The sequence below is a fragment of the Rathayibacter sp. AY1B5 genome, assembly GCF_002932795.1.
Taxonomy (GTDB): domain Bacteria; phylum Actinomycetota; class Actinomycetes; order Actinomycetales; family Microbacteriaceae; genus Rathayibacter.
Window position 1 is genome coordinate 1 of record NZ_PSWM01000006.1, and the last position, 18,043, is coordinate 18,043.

The window sequence follows — 18,043 nt, forward strand, 5'->3', positions numbered from 1 at the left end:
AAGTCTCGGAGGAGCCGGTGGCGCAGCCACTTGAACGGAGCCCGTAGGTAGCTACGACCGCAGCGAAGCGGAGGGAGCCGCCGAAGGCTTCACGGCAAAGAAACGTGAGCCCAACGGGCGAACATCAGCGGCCGGCACAGCCGGCCGAACCTCTGGGCGGCGCTCCGTCGCTGCTGCGCGAGTGCAGCTCGCGCCCCGGAACGGGATACCGGGGAGCGTGAGGGGTTATCCCTCACGGGGCGGCAACGCCGACCCTCCCCCACCGTCGACCGCGACATGCTGACTTGTAAACATGCCTACAAGTCAGCACGTGCTGTGGGGACTCGAACCTCCGTCACCAGAGTTGCCGAGCCGTGGGTTCGAACAGCGCCGCCGCCACCGCGCAGGTCCCCCGGAAGATAGCGGCGCCGACGCGCAGTAGCTCGTGGGTCATCCGATCCCGCGTCTGCCGGCTGCTCCCAATCACGGGGTCACCGCGGATGGCGAGTGACGGCCTGGGAGGGCCGGACGGCCCGGTATGCATGTAGGGAAGTTGACTTGATTACATGCTTACTTGTCATCAGCTTTGCGTCCCTCGTACTGGGCGAGGAGGAGTTGAAAGGCTTCCGCAGCGAGCACCTGTACGGGGACGCCCTGCTCGGCCGCCAGGATCTTCACCGCTCGGATCGACTCCTGGGGGAGTCGAACGGAGAACACGGCGAGCTGGGTCGGCGGCACGAAGGTGCCTTCGCCCACCTGGGCTCTCTTCGGTCGAGCTGCGCGGCCCGCGGCCGCAAAGCGGTTCTCGCTCACTTGACGATTCCCTTCAACTCCGCGAGCACGTTTCGGTACTGGCCAGGATCGGTGATCGGCAGGCCGTACGCCATCGCGAGAGCCTGCGCCTGCGGGATCTCGCTCGTCAGGACGGGGACGCCGAACGGTTCGAGCGCGTCGCGGATCTGCCCAGCGGCGACCGTGCGCTTGACCACTCGGGTGAGGAGGGTGAAGGCCGGCGCGTCCGTGAGAGCTTGAACCTGCTCGATGAGGTTGACCGTCTCCGCGTACTGGGAGAAGTCGCCGCTGGTGGGTTGGATCGGGATCAGGATCAGGTCAGCGGCTCGAGCTGCTGACGTCGTGATACCCAGATCGCCCGGGGGAGTGTCGATGAGCACGTTCTGGTGGCTGCTGCTCAACCAGGGCTGCTTGTGGATCGTGTTGCGAGGCAGCCCGGTCGCGTCCCAACCGAGGGTGTTGGCCCAGTCGAGCGCGCTGCCCTGCGGGTCGCCGTCGACAATGAGCACGCTCTCCCCGGTTTCGCGAAGCGCTGCTGCGAGATGGATGACGGTCGAGGTCTTGCCCGACCCGCCTTTCAGGTTCACTACCGCTGTAATCATGTTGACAAGACTACCAGTCTGCATGCTGACATGTAAACATGCTGACGTACTGACTTGGGGGATGTGCGGTTACTGGGGCCGTCGCTCGACGGCGGACGCCCAGACCCACAGTCGGCGGCTGGCGTCGCGGTCCTGCCACTCGACCATGACGGCTCGGGCGGTCCAGGCGATGGCGTAACCCTCGACGCGAACGGGGTTGCCGGGGTAGCGGACCCAAGCCCAGACGGGCAGGGGAGTGGCGGCCCAGGTGGGCCGCTGCCGGGTCTTGTCTAGCTCGTCGTCGGTCAGGCCGATGGGGTGGCCGCGGCCGGCCGTCTCTTCGATGCGTCGATCGATCTGGGCGCCGACATGGCGCTCGTAGCGTCGGTTCGTTCCCACGCCGCCAGTAGAACATATGTTCGAACGCGCGTGCGGTCGACGTCATGCGGCGGTCGAGGACCACCAGAGCGAGCCGGGGGCGAGCATGCCGGTGCGTCCCCAGTGCAGCGCCTCGCGGTGATCGCCGCGGCCGGCGGCGTCGCGGGGGTAGAGCGGCCAGACGCGCTCGCCAGCGGTGCTGTCCTCGAACAGGGGTCGGCTCGACACGTGTCGGCGTCGCGGTCGTTGCCTGGGGGAGGAGGACCGGTGAGCGAGCTCGGCTTGCCACCAGGCCCAGACTTCGCGCTCGACGTCGTAGCGGTGCGCTCGATCCGTCAAGACTCCGTCGACACCGATCGCGCGAGCGGCGGCGGTTCGGAGGTCGCGCTTGGCCTGGGTCCAGCCGTTGGTGTGCTTGACGATCAGGCGGTGGGTGCGCAGGCGGGAGAGGGCTGTGGCGGCGGTGCGGGTGGTCACTCCCAGCAGTGTGGCGGCGGCGTCGACGGCGAGGGTTCCTTCTCGGCGCAGCAGCGCGTACGCCTTCCCTGCCAGGTGTCCGAGGCCGGCGCGGGTGAAGAGGTCGTGCCGAGTGTCCGTGAGGTCCGCCTCGAGCGTGGTGAGCAGCATGGTTCGTTCAGTGAAAAGCGGCCCGGGGGGGCGGGGGTTATTAGTGGTTGTGACCGGACCTTGCAGTGAGCCTGTGGAAAAGTGCTCGGACAGTCGCCATTCGCTGGCGTTCGATCCGTCAGCGCGGACGACGAGCTGCACGTAGCCGTCCTCGCGCAGGCTCCGCAGGGCGCTGGCGGCCGTGGTGCGTCCCAGGCCCGCCAGGAGGGCCAGGTCGCGGATGGACGCGGCGACGGTGCGCTTGCCGGTGTGCAGGGTGAGGTAGGCCAGGGCGGTGAGGATCGTCTTCTCCGACGTCGCTCGCTCGGTCCTGCCCCACCGGCCCGGGCTCACCCGGAACCGGTCGAGGAGGCCGCTGACGGCGCCGACGATGCTGCCCAGCTCCGCCAGGTCGCTCATTTCGCGCTCGGGCGGGAGAACGGCGTGCAGCGCCGCGTACTGGCGGGCCTTCTCCCACTGCCGCGCCAGTCGCTCCGCGGCCTCGTCGCGGGCGCGGGGCCGGCGGTGGCCGCGGCCGGTGTTCTTGGTCCGGTAGTGCTCCATCCCGGGCGCGCTTCGGGCGGCGTGCTCGACGTCGGTCAGGGACCAGCCGGCGTGAGCAGCGGAGAGCAGGCACATGAACGCGGTCCACGATGGATTCGCGCCGCCGCCGGCCGTGGCCATGTGGGCGGCGCCGGCAGCGCTCAGCGTCCGGTGCGTGTGGTGTGCGGTGGCGGTGGGTACTGGGGGAGTGGCGTCGACGCGCTGCGGCGGACGGGACGCTTCCAGCGCGACCGTGACGGCATCGATGGCGGCCGCGGTGACGTTCGTGTCCAGCAGCTCCTCTGCGCGGCCGCGGAGGACCCTCGAGAAGCTGCCGTCGCGGTGCGGGGAGAGCGGCGGCCGGGCGGCGCCGGTGCGCGGGTTGCGGAGCATCCCGTGGTCGAGGGTGCGGAAGTTTGCTCGAGCGGCGATCGCCAATCGGGCCACCTGCTCGGCTGGGGCGGCTTCCGCGAGAGCGACCCACAGGTGGCGACCTCCGGTGCCGGAGGACTGGCAGACGACGTGAGCGACCTGGTGCGCGTCGAGGACGGCGGAAAGCGCGTCGCAGTCGTCCGCGGCCTGCTCCATGAGGTCGGCGTCGACGCCGCGGGAGTCCTTGCCGTCGAAGTCGAAGCACAGCAGCCGGAACGCTCCGGCGTCGTCGGTGAGGTAGATCGCCCACGGGGCGGCCGGCGCGACGGGGGAGACGGGGAACGCGGCCGGATAGGCGTTCTCGTCCAGGCGCCCGTAGGCATCCGGGCGCATCGTGCGCACCGCGGCACGGGGGCTCAGTCGGCGCGTCAGTGCCCAGGGCGCCGAGAAGGAGTCAACTTCGGCATTTTGGGCGTGCGCAGACACAGCAATGTGGCTTACGATGAGGTCACTTCTCCTCCCTCGGGGGGGATGGATGAGGCCCGGCCTGAGAAACCGGTCCTGATCAACTGCTTCACACCTGTCGCCCTGGTAAGCCTTTGGTGTGAAGCGAGAGCTTCTAGGCCCGTCGCGTGAGCGGCGGGCCTAATGCGTTAAGTGGTGGTGATCGGCGGCTCCGATCGGGACGCGGTGACCCGCGGGAGCGCGCCGTACTTCGCGAGCAGCTCGCTGTAGAGCATGTCGACGTAGAGCGAGACGGTCACGCCGCTGGCGGCGGCAGCCTCGGAGACGGCATCACGGTTGGTGGGCAGCACGCGGGCGTTGAGTTGCACCGCCGCCGCTCCATCGTTCCGTCGTCTTCTTCCCATGCGGCTCATCATGGTGTGAGTGCTAGCAGTATTCGGGGAGTGGTGCGGCGTGTCGAGTGTCATGGTCGTGGTCGCTGTCCCCTCTGCCTGCATCCAACGTGGGTGAGGCTGCCCGCTGGTCTGCGGCACTCTCGACCTCTGACTAACGTAATCGATACTTCACCGTAGCCGTTAACACCTGTCAGCCGGCCGCGGGGCGAGCGATGCTGGCGATTGCGTTGGAGACGGCCGTCATGTGGCGGGCGCCATCCGAAGCGACCGTGTTGGTTAGGTAGGCCACGACGAGCTGCGTGTCCGGGTCGGCCCAGGCGACGCAGACGTTGGACCCGTTGTGTCCGAACGTTCGCGGGCCGGCTATCGATCCGAGCGGCGGGTAGAGGTTGGGGGTGCGACCGCCGAGCTGGAATCCATGCGCCCAGAGGATCGGCGTGTGGGCGAAGCCGTCGACGTCGGCCTCGGTGGAGCTGGCGATCGTCGCCTGGGACAGGATCTCCGGTGAGACAACCTGCGTGTCATCGCGGCCCCGGCCATCGTTGAGCAGCATTTCGTAGAACCTGGCGACGTCGCGAGCGGTCGTTGAGATTCCGGCGCTCGGGATCACGGCCATGCGGACGGCACGGCTGTTCAAGGCCCCCATGGCGAGAGGTACGGAGCTGCGGATGGAGACGCATCGGGAGAGGTCGTGTTCAGCGACGCCCAGCATGGTGTTGGTGGCGCCGAGCGGAGTGAGCAGCACGTCGTTCATGACGTCGCGGAGAGGACGCCTGGTCACTCGTTGAATCACCTCGCCCAGGATGAAGCCGTAGGTGAACACCTGGTAGGAGGGAACGGTGCCCGGCACCGTCCTGAGGCGAGCGCTCTCGAGGTTACGGATCGAGCTGCGCCAGTCGGTCATCGCCAGGGCGTCCCCGATCAGTCCGCGCGAGGTCGAGAACCCCGCACGATGGTGGAGGACCTGGCGGAGAGTGATCGATCCTTTCCCGTGACGAGCGAACTCCGGCCAGTAGTAAGAGACTGCGGCGTCGATGTCGAGGAGCCCGTCTGCGGCCAACTGGTGCACGAGGATGCTCAGGTAGGGCTTGCTGACTGACCAGGACCAGAAGAGTCCATCGGGTGCGTACCCCTGGGAGTGGTCGAGAAGGACGTCACCGCCCCTGAGGACGACGAGCTGCGCGGACCCTCCTCGCTGACGAACGAGGTTGACCACGGGGGACAGCGACTGATTCACCCACACCCCCGGTTCTCGTGCCCGGAACTGGTCGGGGCCTGCTGAAACTAACAGTGCTCTCTACGAGCGGCTACCGTGGTCAGCATGGCTGCGAGAACAGGTAACGGCGCGTCCGAGTATTCGATGCGCGTTCACGCAGCGATCAAGACCTTGATGGCCAGAGCCGGTCTTTCGAACGTCGACTTCGCGACGCGCACGGGAATGACGCTGACCTACTTCTACGCGCGGATGCGCGGCGACGCGATGTTCGACACGAACGATCTGGAGCGCTTCGCGCAGGTTTTGGGAGTCAAGGTCGCCACCATCTTCACGATGGCGGAGGAGTTCGGCGAGCCCACCGCGGACGTTGACGAGGTGGTCGTGCTCACGAACGGTGTCGAGTTCGCCCGACGACTGAGCGTCCTCCTCCCGGCCGGCACGAGTGCGAGTGATGACGTCGCGGGGATCCCGGCGGCACGGCTGTCCGAGATGCTCGGCGCCACCGCGCGGTTCGGCGTGACTCGGAGCGAGCTCACTCGCCTCACCACTCACTTCCAGGTCCCTGAGGCGTTCTTGACGGAGCTGACGACCTCGGAGGACACCGCAATGATCGAAGCTGACCTCGAGCTGCGCCGAGCGCTCGCATCCAAGGGTGTCGAGCCGCTGGCGGCCCGGTCCCTCGGGGGAAACCTTTCCCCTGCTGCCATCCGCGGCATCGCCGCGTCGATCCGCGAGCTACGCGAATAGTGGCTGTATCTGGGAGGGGGAACTGTGGACGATCCGTGGCTCGTAACTGAGCAGATTCGCCAGACCGCCGAACGCGCCTTCAAGGAAATTTTCACTGAGAATTACCCCGGTGAACTGTCGACCGAAGAAGCCATCATCCGTCGCGCTCAAGAAGTGCTTGGTGCTGATATTGAGGTGTATCAGGGCGGAGACGAGTCGTGGGAGAACTATCTCGCCCTGACTCTTACCGAGACAATCGCCGCGCTGCTTCCTACCAAGTACATGATCCTCATCCGCAGCGACAAGAAAGCCTACTATCGGCTGTTCAATGTGTTCCACGAACTGGCTCACATCCTGTTGGGGCATCCTCCGAGTGAAGTCGAGCTCCCTCACGGTCTTAGCCTCGACAGCATGGGGCTGACGAGCGCAACGAACGCGGTACGTCACGCTAAGCAGTTTGTTTTCGATGGCGACGATTCCTCTCGGACGCATCGGATCCGCGAAGGCGAAGCTGAAGAATTCGCGCGTCTCATGGTGTCGCTCGTCATGTACCCGCGATACCGGTCGGGTGAGAGGAAGTTCGGCTAAGTGAGTCCGATCGAGAGCTTCTTCTTCACCGCCTCCTTCCTCGCCGTCACCGCCTACTTCTTGGGCTGGTTCATCGCCATCCTCGCCCGCCGACGTCCGCCGACGCGCCCATGGGTGGCAGCAGGCTTCGGGTCGGTGGGGCTGCTCGCACTGGGCGGCTTCCCGTGGCTGACGCTCGATGAGGCAGACAGCCTGTTCGGAGGAACGAACGTCTACTACTGCGTGATGCTCGTCGCCGCCTGCACGGCGATGTGGCTTCTCGTGGAGGCCGTGATCGACGTCGGCCGAGTGCGCCTCTGGTCGGTCGTCCTGCTCGTGGCGTGGATCGCGGCGTACGTGGCCGCGTTCATCGCGATCGACCGCCCGGCCACCTCGCCCAAGTTCTCGCATGAAGAAGTCGATCAGCTCCCGATGATTCTGTGCAGCGGGATCTACTTCCTCGGGCTGATGGTGCTGTTCGTGCGACTGATCGTGAAAGTCGCGAGGTTCCCCCGTCGCGCGTACTGGCCGTTCACTGTCGGCGGCGCGCTCATCATCGCCGGAGCCGCGGGCGAACTGGCCGGAATGCTGGTAGCGCGATACGTGCCCGACTCTGCCGCGACGACGAATGTCCTCTATCTCGCCTTCACCCCGGGATTCTTCGGTGGGATCCTGCTCTTCACCGCCGGCCTGTGCAGCTTCCCCGCTCGGCGTACGATTAGGGACGTCGCCGTCGACCTGAGCTCCCGAAAGCTCGTCACGATGCTGGCAGAGCGAGAAATCGCCGCCCCGCCCGTCTCATATGTGAGAGAAGGAACCGCGAGCGAGAAGAAGCTCGTGCGACTGATGACGCTACAGGTGCGCGTCACCGACGCGGTGATGGTCGGCGCAATGAAATTGAGCAACAACGAGAACGGTGTCGTTCGTCGCGCAGAGCGACTGATCGACGGTGAATTGCTAGCAGCAGGTATGGGATGGAACGAATGAACAAGTTGATCGTTGGAGCAGCAGCAGCAGGAGGCGTCGCCGTGGCCGGCGCTATCGGCTCGATCTTCGCCGCTCGCCAGGTCGTGCTTCCCGTCGATCCGCCTCAGATCCCGATCCTGCGCCAGGACGGGAAGACGATGACGCTGGCCGTTGACGGCAAGACCATCGCCCCCGGCATCCTCGGAATCTTCCGCACCGACCGCACGGGTCACGCGACACTCAGCCGCCCGATCCACACCGACCCGGTGACCGGTGCGACCACCCGGCGCATCGAATCGACCTGGGGCGCAAGCTTCGCCGGAGAGAAGGCCGTCATCTGCGAGGGCGACGTCTTCGCCGGACCGGAGGCGGTCGACCCTGACTTCGTGGAGGTCCTGGTCCCCGGGCCTCTAGGTGACTGCCCCGCCTGGCAGTTCGGGCCGGACGAGAACCCGGAGGGCACGTGGGCGATCCACGTGCACGGCATCCGCACCAAGCGGATCCACGCGCTGCGCAGCGTGCCGGCGATGACCGCGCTCGGCTACACGTCCCTCGTCGTCTCCTTCCGCGGCGACGGCGACGGCCCCGCGGTGCCTCACAGCGCGTCCATGCTCGGTCAGCGCGAGTGGGCCGACGTCGCCGCGGCGATCGACTACGCAGCCGCCCACGGCGCGCGGAAGATCGTCCTCATCGGCTGGTCCCTCGGTGGCGGTGTGGCGCTGCTCGCAGCGGAGCGCACGAGCCGCCGGGATCTGCTCTCCGGCCTCGTGCTCGTCGGGCCGGCGCTGAACTGGAAGACGGCGATCGAGCAAGGCGCCGTCGAGATGGGATTGCCTCGTCAGGTCGCGATCCTCGGCCTCGTGGGCCTGCGCAGCAAGCTCGCGAGCCGTCTCGTCGGTCTTCCGGAGCCGGTGGACTTCGACGCGCTGGACTGGGTGCGCGAGCCGCGAGCCGCCGCGCTGGGCTGCCCGATCCTCCTGTTCCACTCGGCCGGCGACACGACCTTGCCGATGGATGTCTCCCAGCGGTTCGCGAAGCTGAATGCGCCGGCCGTGGAAGTGGTCGAGACCGCAGCGACCGCCCACAACACGGAGTACAACGTCGACCCGGAGGTCTTCGACTCGACCATCGCTCGGTGGATTTCCGAGCACCAGTAACGAAACCGCTAGCACTGACATAGTGTTAACGCCATGGAAGCCCTTCCTGGCGTATCGCGAGCGGACCGTGCACTCACTGACGATGGCCGCACCGCTGATCGACGGTGGTCGGCCGTTGTCCACTTCTTCCACCTGGGCAACAGCCACCCCGTCGACTGCGCGTGCCAGCGGTGCGTGGCGACTCGCGAGCCGTCCATGGCCGATGAGGAGCTGGACGCGCGAACAGGGCTGGTGCGGCACTACCCGGTAGTGGAAATCGAGCAAGCCGCCGATGACGCGATCCTGCGGGCGGTGGCCTTGGAGACGTACTGGTTCGGCCGAGACGTCATCGCCGCCGGCTACGGGCTTCGCGCCGCGGAACGGTTCGAGGACGTCGCGGTGACCTCTCCTGACGGGGATCAGTTCGGCGTCGAAGGATGGCTCGCGGGGGATGCCTTCGAGCTCCAGTTCGCGACAGGGCTACGGGCGGTCGCGGACGAAAGCAAACTTCTGGCCCACAGATGCGTGGCGCTTCTTGAGCGCATCCCAGCAGGAACAGGGAACGCCGCGTGCGTCAGATAGCCCGCGGCGGCTCCGCGAGGTCGATCTGGCCCTTCTGATATGCCCGACTGACCTCGTGCAGGCGGTCGATCGCGTCCCAGTCGACCTTGTACGTCACGGTCTTGCGGTGTCGAACACCCGGCGCTGGCCTTCCAACGATCGCGCCAGCCTCCTCCAGGAGGTTGAGGTGACCGAAGAGGGTCACCTTGTTACGGGCCTCGGGAACCGCCTCAAGAATCTCCGACACCGTGGCCCCGTGAAGGCGCGCCGTCTCCTGCGACAGGAAGTGCAGCACGCGATTGCCGATTTCACTGGTCGTGGCACGCATGTGCATCACCTCCCTGGACGGCGGAGGGATCGGAGACGACATGAGTTCCATTGTGGCGCACTGGCCGTTTCCCCTTCACGCACGGGAGCCCGGTCGGCTTGAACCAAGCAAACTCATAAAGCTACCTAAGTTTACGTTACAGGAAACCAAAAAAACCTTATAGTGGTCGTAGCGCGCAACCGGGACGACCGGTTGCGGCACGAGCCGTAGGGGACACACATGAGGACGCCGAGTAAGGCAGCGCTGGTCGTCGCGTTCGCGCTCATCACCACCGGCTGCACCAGCTCGAGCACCGATGCCGCGTCACCCTCCACCGAGTCGGCAGCTCCCGAGACGCGCTCCGCTGAGGCACCGACCTCACCCGAGACGGCGCCGGCCGAGAGCACACCGCCGGCCGCCGCCGAACTCTCCGACGTGGAGCCGCAGCCGGAGCCGACTGTCGAGGGCGACACTGTGGCGATCGCGGTGGCAGCGACTACCGCCTTCTGCCGCCCCGCCCTGGACTACGACACCTGGATCGCTGAGCTGTACCCGTTCCTCAGCCAGCAGGCCGCGGTGGCCTACGAGACCGTCGACCCGGCCAACGTGCCCTGCACGACCCTCACCGGCGCAGCATCGGTCCGGGACGGGGACGGCGCCTTCACGATGCGCATCCTGGTTCCCACGGATGCGGGGGAGTACTCCGTGTACGTCCACCGCACCGTCGAGACCGGTCCATGGGCTGTCGAGCAGATCACCCCCCTGGCGTCGGAGTAGCCCGGTGGCGAAGGGGGGAATGGGGGTTCTCGCGGCGGTCCTGGCACCGCTTCTCGCGATCGCACTGCTGCTGTGGCTGCTGTTCTTCGGCGCCGCTGAGGACGCGGCCGCGGCGTGCCTGCCTGGCGGCGGGCCGGTGAACGTGTCCGCGATCCCCGCGGACGCGAAGGTCGGCGCCTACGGGCACGACCAGCTCGTGAACGCGGCACTCATCGTCAACGCGGGAGCCGCGAAGGGCCTCGGCGCCGATGGGCAGACCCTCGGCGTGCAGACGGCGATCGGGGAGTCCTCCTTGGTGAACATCAACTACGGGGACGGTGCTATCAACCCGGACGGGTCGGTCGCTGACTCGATCGGCCTGTTCCAGCAGCAGTCGAGCTGGGGCACCGTCGAGCAGCGCATGGACCCGACGACCTCGGCCGGCTTCTTCTACGACCGCCTCGTAGCCGTCGAGGGCTGGCAGTCGATGGAGCCCTCCATCGCGATCAACAAGGTCCAGCGCAACGCCGACCCGAACCACTACACGAAGTACCGCGCCGACGCCGTAGCGATCATGACCTACCTCAACAGCCTCGGCAGCAGCACGACCGCACCCACGACGTCGGCGGCGCCGGTGAGTGCCCCGTCGACGCCGATCGGCACTGCGCCCGCCTCCCCGGCGCCGGTCGGTGGATGCGTCGCCGTGTCCGGCGATGCGCAGGCTCTCGCAGCGAACCTCGTCGCGGCGATGGACGCAGGCAACCTGACCCTTCTCGAGGACCGGTACGCGCAGCAGATCCGCGACATGGCCGCGGGCACCCCGAAGGAGAACTGCGCGATCGACGTCCGCATTCTCCAGATCATCACGATCGCCCTGAACACGTTCGGGAAGATCGGCGTCTCCGACCTCAACCGCCAGTGCACGGGCTCGCTCCTGGGCGCCGGCACGGGTTCCTCGCACTGGATGAACGGCGGCGGCAACGCCGTGGACTTCTACAGCTTCGCCGGCACCGCCACGACCGGCTGCGACCCCAACGCCCTCCAGCTCCTTGACGTCCTGGACCCGCAGGTGCCGCAGGGCTCGCGTGCGGGCCAGATCCAGTGCCGGTCGAGCACCTATCAGCACATCACCCAGTTCGGTGACACCCCGAACCACCTGCACTTCGACGTCGCCTACGCCGACGGCCCCCTCACCACCGGATAACCGGACCCTTTCGACGTCGCGACCGCGGCGCCGATCACCCCGCACCACCCAACACAGAAAACGGAGCACACCATGTCTGCACTGCTCGCAGCAACGACCGACATCCTCACCACCGCGGGCGCGCTCGGCGCGGTCGTGCCGGACCCGGGCCCCGGCGGCATGCCCCCCGGATTCGAGGCCTTCACCACAGTCATGGGCTGGGCCAAGTGGGTCGGCCTCGGCGTCGCCGTCGTCGGCCTCATCATCCTCGGCGTCACCATGACCGTCTCCGCCCGCCGCGGCGAGGGCGGCGAAATCGGCGGCTGGCTCGGCCGGCTCCTCGTGGGTGTGATCGTCATCTCCGCCGCGTTCACGATCGTCGGGTTCCTGATGGGCGCGTAGCGTCCCCGGGAAACCGACACCACCAACAGAAAGGCAAGGGACGTCATGAACGACTCCGAACCGCGTAACCCGTTCACCAAGAAGGGCTTCATCGTCGGAGCCGTCATCGTCGGCGCACTCGCCCTCTCGGCCATCGTGCTCGGCGTGACGTCCCTCGGGACCGGGGGAGGCGGCACCACGACCGCCGCCCCCGGGACCCCCACCCCGACCTCCACCGTCTCGGCCGACGCCGAAAGCGTGTGCGGACTCTCCGGCTACGAGGAGAGCGGCACCCTCACCGCACCGCCGACGACGGAGTGGACCATCGTCGGCACCATGGCCGCTCCCAGCTCCGCTGAGGCCGGCCCCGGGGAGACCGACAGTGACGGGGTACGCACCTGCTACGCGCACACCGTCGAAGGCGCTCTCTTCGCTGTCTCGAACCTGTGGGCGATGGGCTCGGATGCTCGACTCGCGCCGCTCGCAGTGGAGCAGCTCACGGCACCGGGACCCGGCCGCGATGCCGCTATCGCCGCCGACACGCAGCAGAGCAACACCGGCACCAGCGTGCAGATCGCGGGATTCAAGGTGCTGTCCTACGACGGAGAGAACGCAACGATCGACACCGCATTCGAGCTGAACACGGGCTCGCTGATCAGCTTCCCGTCCGCGGTGAAGTGGATCGACGGCGACTGGAAGCTCGTCGTCACCGACGAAGGACAGCCGCCCTTCCGCCCCACCACGCTGCAGAACCTCGGCGGCTACATCGTCTGGGCGGGTGTCCAGTGATCGCAACCGCCACAACCGGCGGTGGAGAGGCATGCCTCCCCATCGACGTTCCCTGCTGGACCGGCGTCGCTGTCGGCAACGTCGTCTCGAAGGCGTCGAACGATGCCTTGCAGCAGTTCGTCAACAACATCTTGGAGGGCTACGGCAAGGCCATCGCCTCTCTCGGTACCGTCTGGATGAACGTCCCCTCCCCGGTCACGGTCGTGGACCAGGGCGGCGGCGTCAACGGTGGCGGCACTCCGCCGCTGCCGGAGGCGTTCGAGACGATTCTCGGCTACGTGACGTGGGTCTCTGCGGGCCTGGCAGTCATGTCCCTGATCGTTGCTGGCGTGATGATGGCGAGCCGTCGCCGGCACGGCGACGGTGAAGCTCACATGGGCCGCATCGGCGTCATCCTCTTGGCCGTACTGCTCCTCTCCTCCGCGTCGGCGCTCGTGACCGGGTTCCTGCCGCTGGCGATGCACCTGAACGAGTCCTCGAGCGTCGTCGGCTGGGTGCAGGGGCAGTTGCAGTGGTACACCGGCGGACTCGCGATCCTCGCGATCCTCGTCGCCGCCGCCCGGATGGTGTGGACGCAACGCGCGATGCCGCTGCGCGAGCTCGCCGGCTCCGTGCTGACTCTGATCGCCGTGGCCGGCGCAGGGCTGGTCGTCATCCGCCTGGCGACCCAGGCGGGCGATGCGTTCTCGATCTGGATCCTCAACAACTCGACCGACTGCGACGTGTCCCAGCAGGGCGAGAGCAACTGCTTCGGCACCAACGTCTTCGCGATGATCAGCCTCACTGCGACCTCCGGCATCGGCCTGATCGGTCTCTTCCTGCTGGGCATGCTCGCCGTGTTCATGACCTACGTGCAGATCGCGCTGATGGTGTTCCGCGGCGCGATGCTCGTCGTCCTCGCCGGCATCTTCCCGCTCGCCGCGTCGTTCACGAACACCGAGATGGGTCGGCAGTGGTTCAAGAAGGCGATGGCCTGGACTATCGCCTTCATCCTCTACAAGCCCGCCGCGGCGATCGTCTACGCGATCGCCTTCCGGATGACCGGCACCGACCTGTTCAAGTCGGACGGCACCGGGCTCTTCCAGATCGTCACCGGCCTGGCCCTGATGCTCATCGCTCTCGTGGCTCTGCCTGCGCTGATGCGCTTCCTCGTCCCGGCCGTCTCCTCGGTCGGCGGCGGAGGCGCGGCAGGTCTGCTCCTGGGCGCTGCGGCAGTCTCGGCCGCTGGTGACGTCGCGACGGGTGCGATCCGCGCGAGCAGCAACGGAGGCGGCGGCGGCGGGAACGGCGGCGGTGGAGGCGGCAACAGTTCGTCCACGGACGGACCGTCCGGCAGCACGTCGACGCCGGGCTCGCCGACGTCGTCGCCGGCCGCTGACCCGTCTGGGTCGGCGTCGACGGCCGGCAGCGGCGCAGGTGCTGGTGCCGGAAGCGCGGCGACCAGCGGCGCGGGAGCCGCTGCGTCGAGCGGCGCCGGGGCCGGGGCAGCCGCGAGCGGCGCCGCGGCCGCGGCCGGATCGATCGGCGCCGGTATCGCCGTCGCAACGAAGGCCGCGGAGGGCGCGAAGCACGCCGCGCAGGCCGTGAAGGCCGGCACCGACGAGGCGACCGGCAGCAACGAGAGCGGGAGCTAACCCATGACCAGCACAGCAACCGATCCGATCAAGGCCCGCACCTACGGCAACTGGCGAAAGCCTCAGACCGCCGGCCTCGGCGGGCTGGGACAGCTCGCCACCCTCGTGATGTTCGTGGGCATCGTCGCCTCGATCATCGCGTCCATGTTCTCCGGCCTAGGTCCCGCACTCATCGTCGCCGCCATCTTCGGCGGCATCCTCCTGACCGTCTCGGTCAAGGACAAGCACGGGCAGAGCGCCCTCGGAAGGATGGTGGTCCGCGTGAACTGGTGGCGTACCAAGAGCAAGGGAGCAAACATCTACCGCTCCGGCCCGATCGGCCGCGCGAAGTGGGGCACCTTCCAGCTCCCAGGCCTGGCCGCGCCCTCGCAGCTCACCGAGCACGAGGACTCCCACGGTCGCCGGTTCGCTCTGATCAGCACCCCGATGACGAAGCACTTCACCGTCGTGCTGGCGACGGAGCCGGACGGCGCCGCGCTGGTGGATCAGGAGCAGATCAACAACCAGGTCGCGGAATACGGCATCTGGCTCGCCAACCTCGGAGACGAGCCCGGCATCGAAGCCGCGTCGGTCACCGTCGAGACGGCGCCCGACACGGGCACGCGCTTGCGCGGTGAGGTCGAGGGGTCGATGGACCCGGACGCGCCGCTGTTCGCGCGAGCGATGCTCCAGGAGGTCGTTGAGACCTACCCGGTCGGGTCGGCCACGATCCACGCCTACATCGCGCTCACGTTCACGGCGACCGCGCGGATCAACGGGAAGCGCCGCAATGCCAAGGAGGTCGCCGCGGACCTCTCCGCCCGCATCCCCGGCCTGACGTCTTCTCTCGCGGCGACGGGGGCGGGCGCGGCGCGGCCCCTGAGCGCGCAGGAGTTGTGCGAAGTCATCCGCACCGCGTACGACCCCGCCGCGGCGCTCCTGATCGATCAGGCGCGCGCAGAGGGCGAGACGGCGGACCTGTCCTGGACCGACGTCGGCCCTGCGGGTGCCGAAGCGCACTGGGACTCCTACCGTCACGACGGAGCGGTGTCGACGTCGTGGACCATGACCGCGCCCCCGCGCGGCGTCGTCCAGTCGAACATCCTCGCTCGCCTGCTCGCGCCGCACCGTGACATCGCCCGTAAGCGCGTCACCCTGCTCTACCGGCCCATCGATCCCGCCCGCGCCGCAGCGCTCGTGGAGGCGGACCTGAACGCCGCCCAGTTCAACTCCTCCGCGTCCACCAAGCCCACGGCCCGCTCGACGCTCTCGACCCGCTCGGCGCAGGCCACGGCCGCGGAGGAAGCCTCCGGCGCCGGGCTGATGAACTTCGGCCTGATCGTCACCGCGACCACGCTGCAGCGTGGTCAGGAGCCCGAAGCGCGCGCCGCGATCGACTCCCTCACCTCGGCCGCCCGCCTGCGGATGCGGCCGGCGTTCGGCTCGCAGGACTCCGCCTTCGCCGCCGCGCTCCCGCTGGGGCTGGTCCTGCCTCGGCACCTGCGCATTCCCAACGAGATGCGGGAAATCCTGTGACGCACCCCGCCACCACCAGGACGGCACTGGACACACGTCCGGTGCCGTCCCGGGTTAACCCTCAGCCCTCACCCGTCTTTGTCGCCGTTCCGACCCTTCTTGGAGGCCCCCAGTGAGCAGCACCACCAAGTTCTTCTCCCGCCACCGCGACACCGAGCCCGTCGACGTCCCCGCCGACGTCGACGGGGACGAGCTGCCGACCGGTGCCGTCGACGTCGACCAGAGCGAAGAGGCCGGCGACGTCGACGCGCTCGACTCCGCCACGCCCACGGGCGCGGTCGGAGCCCCGACGACGGCGCAGGCCGCGGCGACGTCGACGGACGCTCGCGCCCGTTCACGCCGCGTGCGGAAGGCTGAGGAGGAGGCCGCCGCAGCTCGCGCCGCCAGCTCTCCTCTCGCCCGCGAGAAGCCCTCGAAGCGGTCGCGGAAGAAGCGGGCGATCCCGCACCAGGGCGGCAGACAGAACATTGAGAAGGAGTCGGCGCCGAAGCGCCCGATGCGGCCGACGTCGACGGGATGGCTCGGCCGCGGCGGCGGACAGGCCGTCTCGATTCAGCCCGCCGATGAGTTCCGCGCAACGACCGTTCAGGTGTGCGGGCTGTACCCGTTCTCGGTCGGAACGGGCACGCCCATGATCGGCGTGCCGCTGGGGAAGAACCTCACCACCGGGGCCTCCGTGTTGTGCGACCCGATCAGCTGGTTCCAGCGGGCGCAGCTCATCTCCAACCCGTCGATGTTCGTCCTCGGCAAGCCGGGTCTGGGAAAGTCCTCGCTGACCCGCCGCATGGCGACCGGGCTCGCCGGGTACGGCACGATTCCGCTGGTCCTCGGGGATTTGAAGCCTGACTACGTGGATCTGATCCGCGCGATGGAGGGACAGGTCATCACCCTCGGCCGTGACCGCGGCTACCTGAACATCCTCGACCCCGGCGAGGCGACCAGCGCGGCGAAGCGCCTGCGCGACGACGCCGACCAGGCGCTCGAGCAAGCCGCGGAGCTCGACGCGCGCGGCGGCGACTCCAAGGAGCTGCGCCTGCGTGCGGTGAAGGCGCAGCGCCTCGCTGCTCAGGTGCTCGCGGACGCTCACGGCCGCCGGCACACGATGATCGCAGCGCTCCTGACGATCCTCCGCTCTCAGCCGCCCACGGACCGGGAGGAGACGATCATCGACCGGGCGCTCAAGTACCTGGACGAGCACCACGAGGGCATCCCCGTCCTCGCGGACCTGCTCGCCGTGATCCAGGCCGCGCCGGACGAGATTCGACAGGTCGCGCTCGACCGCAACGACCTCAAGCGGTACAAGGAAATCACCGAGAACCTCGAAGCGTCGCTCATCGGCCTCACCTCCGGTGGCCGGCTGGGCGAGATCTTCTCCCGCCAGACCACCACCCCGATGCGGCGGGACCGGCCCGTGGTCTACGACGTGTCCTCGATCGATGACTCCGAAGGTGACCTCCAGGCGGCGATCCTCCTCGCGTGCTGGTCCGCCGGGTTCGGGACGGTCAACGTCGCCGCGGCGCTGGCCGATGCGGGGATCGAGCCCCGCCGGCACTACTTCGTGATCCTGGACGAGCTGTGGCGGGCGCTGCGCGCGGGAAAGGGCATGGTCGATCGCGTCGACGCGCTCACCCGCCTCAACCGTGCCCGCGGTGTCGGCCTCGCGATGATCAGCCACACCATGTCCGACCTCCTCGCGCTCTCCAGCGAAGAGGACCGGATGAAGGCCCGCGGATTCGTGGAGCGCTCCGGCATGGTCATCTGCGGCGGCCTTCCCGGTGCGGAGATGCCTCTGCTCACGTCGGCGGTGCCGCTGTCCGCGAAGGAGCAGGAGATGCTCACGAGCTGGCAGGACCCGCCCGCCTGGGATGGCGTCTCCGGGAAGGAAGCGGACCCGCCCGGCCGTGGCCTGTTCCTGATCAAGGTGGGCGGCCGTCCCGGCATCCCCGTCCGCGTCCACCTGACCGCGGCGGAGAAGGACGTCAACGACACCAACAAGCTCTGGCACACCACGAGCCGCGCAGGCCGCGCGAACGAGCCCCTGGCGACCGATCCGGTCATGGTGGAGATTCTGCCGTGAGCGTCCTCGTCGCCCTCGGTGCGAGCTGCGTCGCGCTCGGCGCGGCCGGCGCCGCGATCGTCAGCGTGATCGCCGCCCGCCGCCGGGGGGGCGGCGGAGCGCGATCGGTTTCTACTCA

Annotated in this window: 19 protein-coding genes; 12 read left to right on the forward strand and 7 right to left on the reverse strand. The window is 68.2% G+C overall.

The window, feature by feature from the left end; translation table 11 throughout:
• Positions 1–549: 549 nt before the first annotated feature.
• From C5D44_RS05510 to C5D44_RS05535, 6 genes are all read right to left on the reverse strand, one after another.
• Entirely contained in the window at positions 550–735 is a 186-nt protein-coding gene (locus C5D44_RS05510) for a ribbon-helix-helix domain-containing protein (protein WP_104224213.1), read from the reverse strand.
• Between the two features lie 53 nt (positions 736–788).
• Positions 789–1,397, reverse strand: a complete 609-nt coding sequence (locus C5D44_RS05515) for an AAA family ATPase (RefSeq protein WP_104224214.1) — start codon at positions 1,395–1,397, stop codon at positions 789–791.
• Positions 1,398–1,442: 45 nt separating this feature from the next.
• Entirely contained in the window at positions 1,443–1,751 is a 309-nt protein-coding gene (locus C5D44_RS05520) for a hypothetical protein (protein WP_104227116.1), read from the reverse strand.
• 42 nt (positions 1,752–1,793) lie between these two features.
• Positions 1,794–3,644 carry a hypothetical protein gene (locus tag C5D44_RS05525; RefSeq protein ID WP_181134912.1) on the reverse strand — a complete coding sequence of 617 codons (1,851 nt, stop codon included), beginning with the start codon at positions 3,642–3,644 and terminating at the stop codon, positions 1,794–1,796.
• Positions 3,645–3,904: 260 nt separating this feature from the next.
• Positions 3,905–4,084 (reverse strand): hypothetical protein, encoded by a 180-nt coding sequence (locus tag C5D44_RS05530; protein WP_104224217.1) that lies wholly within the window; start codon positions 4,082–4,084, stop codon positions 3,905–3,907.
• Between the two features lie 217 nt (positions 4,085–4,301).
• Positions 4,302–5,348: a serine hydrolase gene (locus C5D44_RS05535; RefSeq protein WP_181072912.1), complete on the reverse strand. Its 1,047-nt coding sequence runs from the start codon at positions 5,346–5,348 to the stop codon at positions 4,302–4,304.
• Positions 5,349–5,432: 84 nt separating this feature from the next.
• Here C5D44_RS05535 and C5D44_RS05540 point away from each other — a divergent pair, with 84 nt between their 5' ends.
• The 5 genes from C5D44_RS05540 to C5D44_RS05560 all read left to right on the forward strand — a co-directional run bounded on the left by C5D44_RS05540 (position 5,433) and on the right by C5D44_RS05560 (position 9,304).
• On the forward strand, positions 5,433–6,074 hold the full coding sequence (locus C5D44_RS05540; RefSeq protein ID WP_146078848.1) for a helix-turn-helix domain-containing protein: 642 nt from the start codon (positions 5,433–5,435) through the stop codon (positions 6,072–6,074).
• Positions 6,075–6,098: 24 nt separating this feature from the next.
• A complete protein-coding gene (locus tag C5D44_RS05545; RefSeq protein ID WP_104224220.1) occupies positions 6,099–6,641 on the forward strand; it encodes an ImmA/IrrE family metallo-endopeptidase in 543 nt (180 codons plus the stop codon).
• Positions 6,642–7,607, forward strand: coding sequence for a hypothetical protein (locus C5D44_RS05550; RefSeq protein ID WP_104227113.1), 966 nt, complete (start codon positions 6,642–6,644; stop codon positions 7,605–7,607). It begins immediately after the preceding gene.
• Positions 7,604–8,743, forward strand: coding sequence for a S9 family peptidase (locus tag C5D44_RS05555; RefSeq protein ID WP_181072913.1), 1,140 nt, complete (start codon positions 7,604–7,606; stop codon positions 8,741–8,743). Before C5D44_RS05550 ends, C5D44_RS05555 begins: the two co-directional genes overlap by 4 nt.
• 195 nt (positions 8,744–8,938) lie before the next feature.
• Complete coding sequence (locus C5D44_RS05560) at positions 8,939–9,304, forward strand: hypothetical protein (protein WP_104227112.1); 366 nt, start codon at positions 8,939–8,941, stop codon at positions 9,302–9,304.
• Here the strand turns inward: C5D44_RS05560 and C5D44_RS05565 are convergent.
• Positions 9,297–9,611: a hypothetical protein gene (locus tag C5D44_RS05565; RefSeq protein WP_146078849.1), complete on the reverse strand. Its 315-nt coding sequence runs from the start codon at positions 9,609–9,611 to the stop codon at positions 9,297–9,299. The genes C5D44_RS05560 and C5D44_RS05565 overlap by 8 nt on opposite strands.
• Before the next feature lie 219 nt (positions 9,612–9,830).
• Between C5D44_RS05565 and C5D44_RS05570 the strand changes: the two genes are divergently transcribed.
• From C5D44_RS05570 to C5D44_RS05605, 7 genes are all read left to right on the forward strand, one after another.
• Entirely contained in the window at positions 9,831–10,367 is a 537-nt protein-coding gene (locus C5D44_RS05570; RefSeq protein WP_104227110.1) for a hypothetical protein, read from the forward strand.
• Between the two features lie 19 nt (positions 10,368–10,386).
• Positions 10,387–11,550 (forward strand): hypothetical protein, encoded by a 1,164-nt coding sequence (locus tag C5D44_RS05575; protein WP_104227109.1) that lies wholly within the window; start codon positions 10,387–10,389, stop codon positions 11,548–11,550.
• 72 nt (positions 11,551–11,622) lie between these two features.
• On the forward strand, positions 11,623–11,931 hold the full coding sequence (locus C5D44_RS05580) for a hypothetical protein (protein ID WP_104224227.1): 309 nt from the start codon (positions 11,623–11,625) through the stop codon (positions 11,929–11,931).
• A gap of 45 nt (positions 11,932–11,976) precedes the next feature.
• Positions 11,977–12,699 carry a hypothetical protein gene (locus C5D44_RS05585; protein ID WP_104227108.1) on the forward strand — a complete coding sequence of 241 codons (723 nt, stop codon included), beginning with the start codon at positions 11,977–11,979 and terminating at the stop codon, positions 12,697–12,699.
• A gap of 107 nt (positions 12,700–12,806) precedes the next feature.
• Positions 12,807–14,333 carry a hypothetical protein gene (locus C5D44_RS05590; RefSeq protein ID WP_104227107.1) on the forward strand — a complete coding sequence of 509 codons (1,527 nt, stop codon included), beginning with the start codon at positions 12,807–12,809 and terminating at the stop codon, positions 14,331–14,333.
• Positions 14,334–14,336: 3 nt separating this feature from the next.
• On the forward strand, positions 14,337–15,848 hold the full coding sequence (locus tag C5D44_RS05595; RefSeq protein ID WP_181072914.1) for an SCO6880 family protein: 1,512 nt from the start codon (positions 14,337–14,339) through the stop codon (positions 15,846–15,848).
• A 496-nt stretch (positions 15,849–16,344) separates the two neighbouring features.
• Positions 16,345–17,925: an ATP/GTP-binding protein gene (locus C5D44_RS05605; protein ID WP_243616529.1), complete on the forward strand. Its 1,581-nt coding sequence runs from the start codon at positions 16,345–16,347 to the stop codon at positions 17,923–17,925.
• Positions 17,926–18,043: the final 118 nt, after the last annotated feature.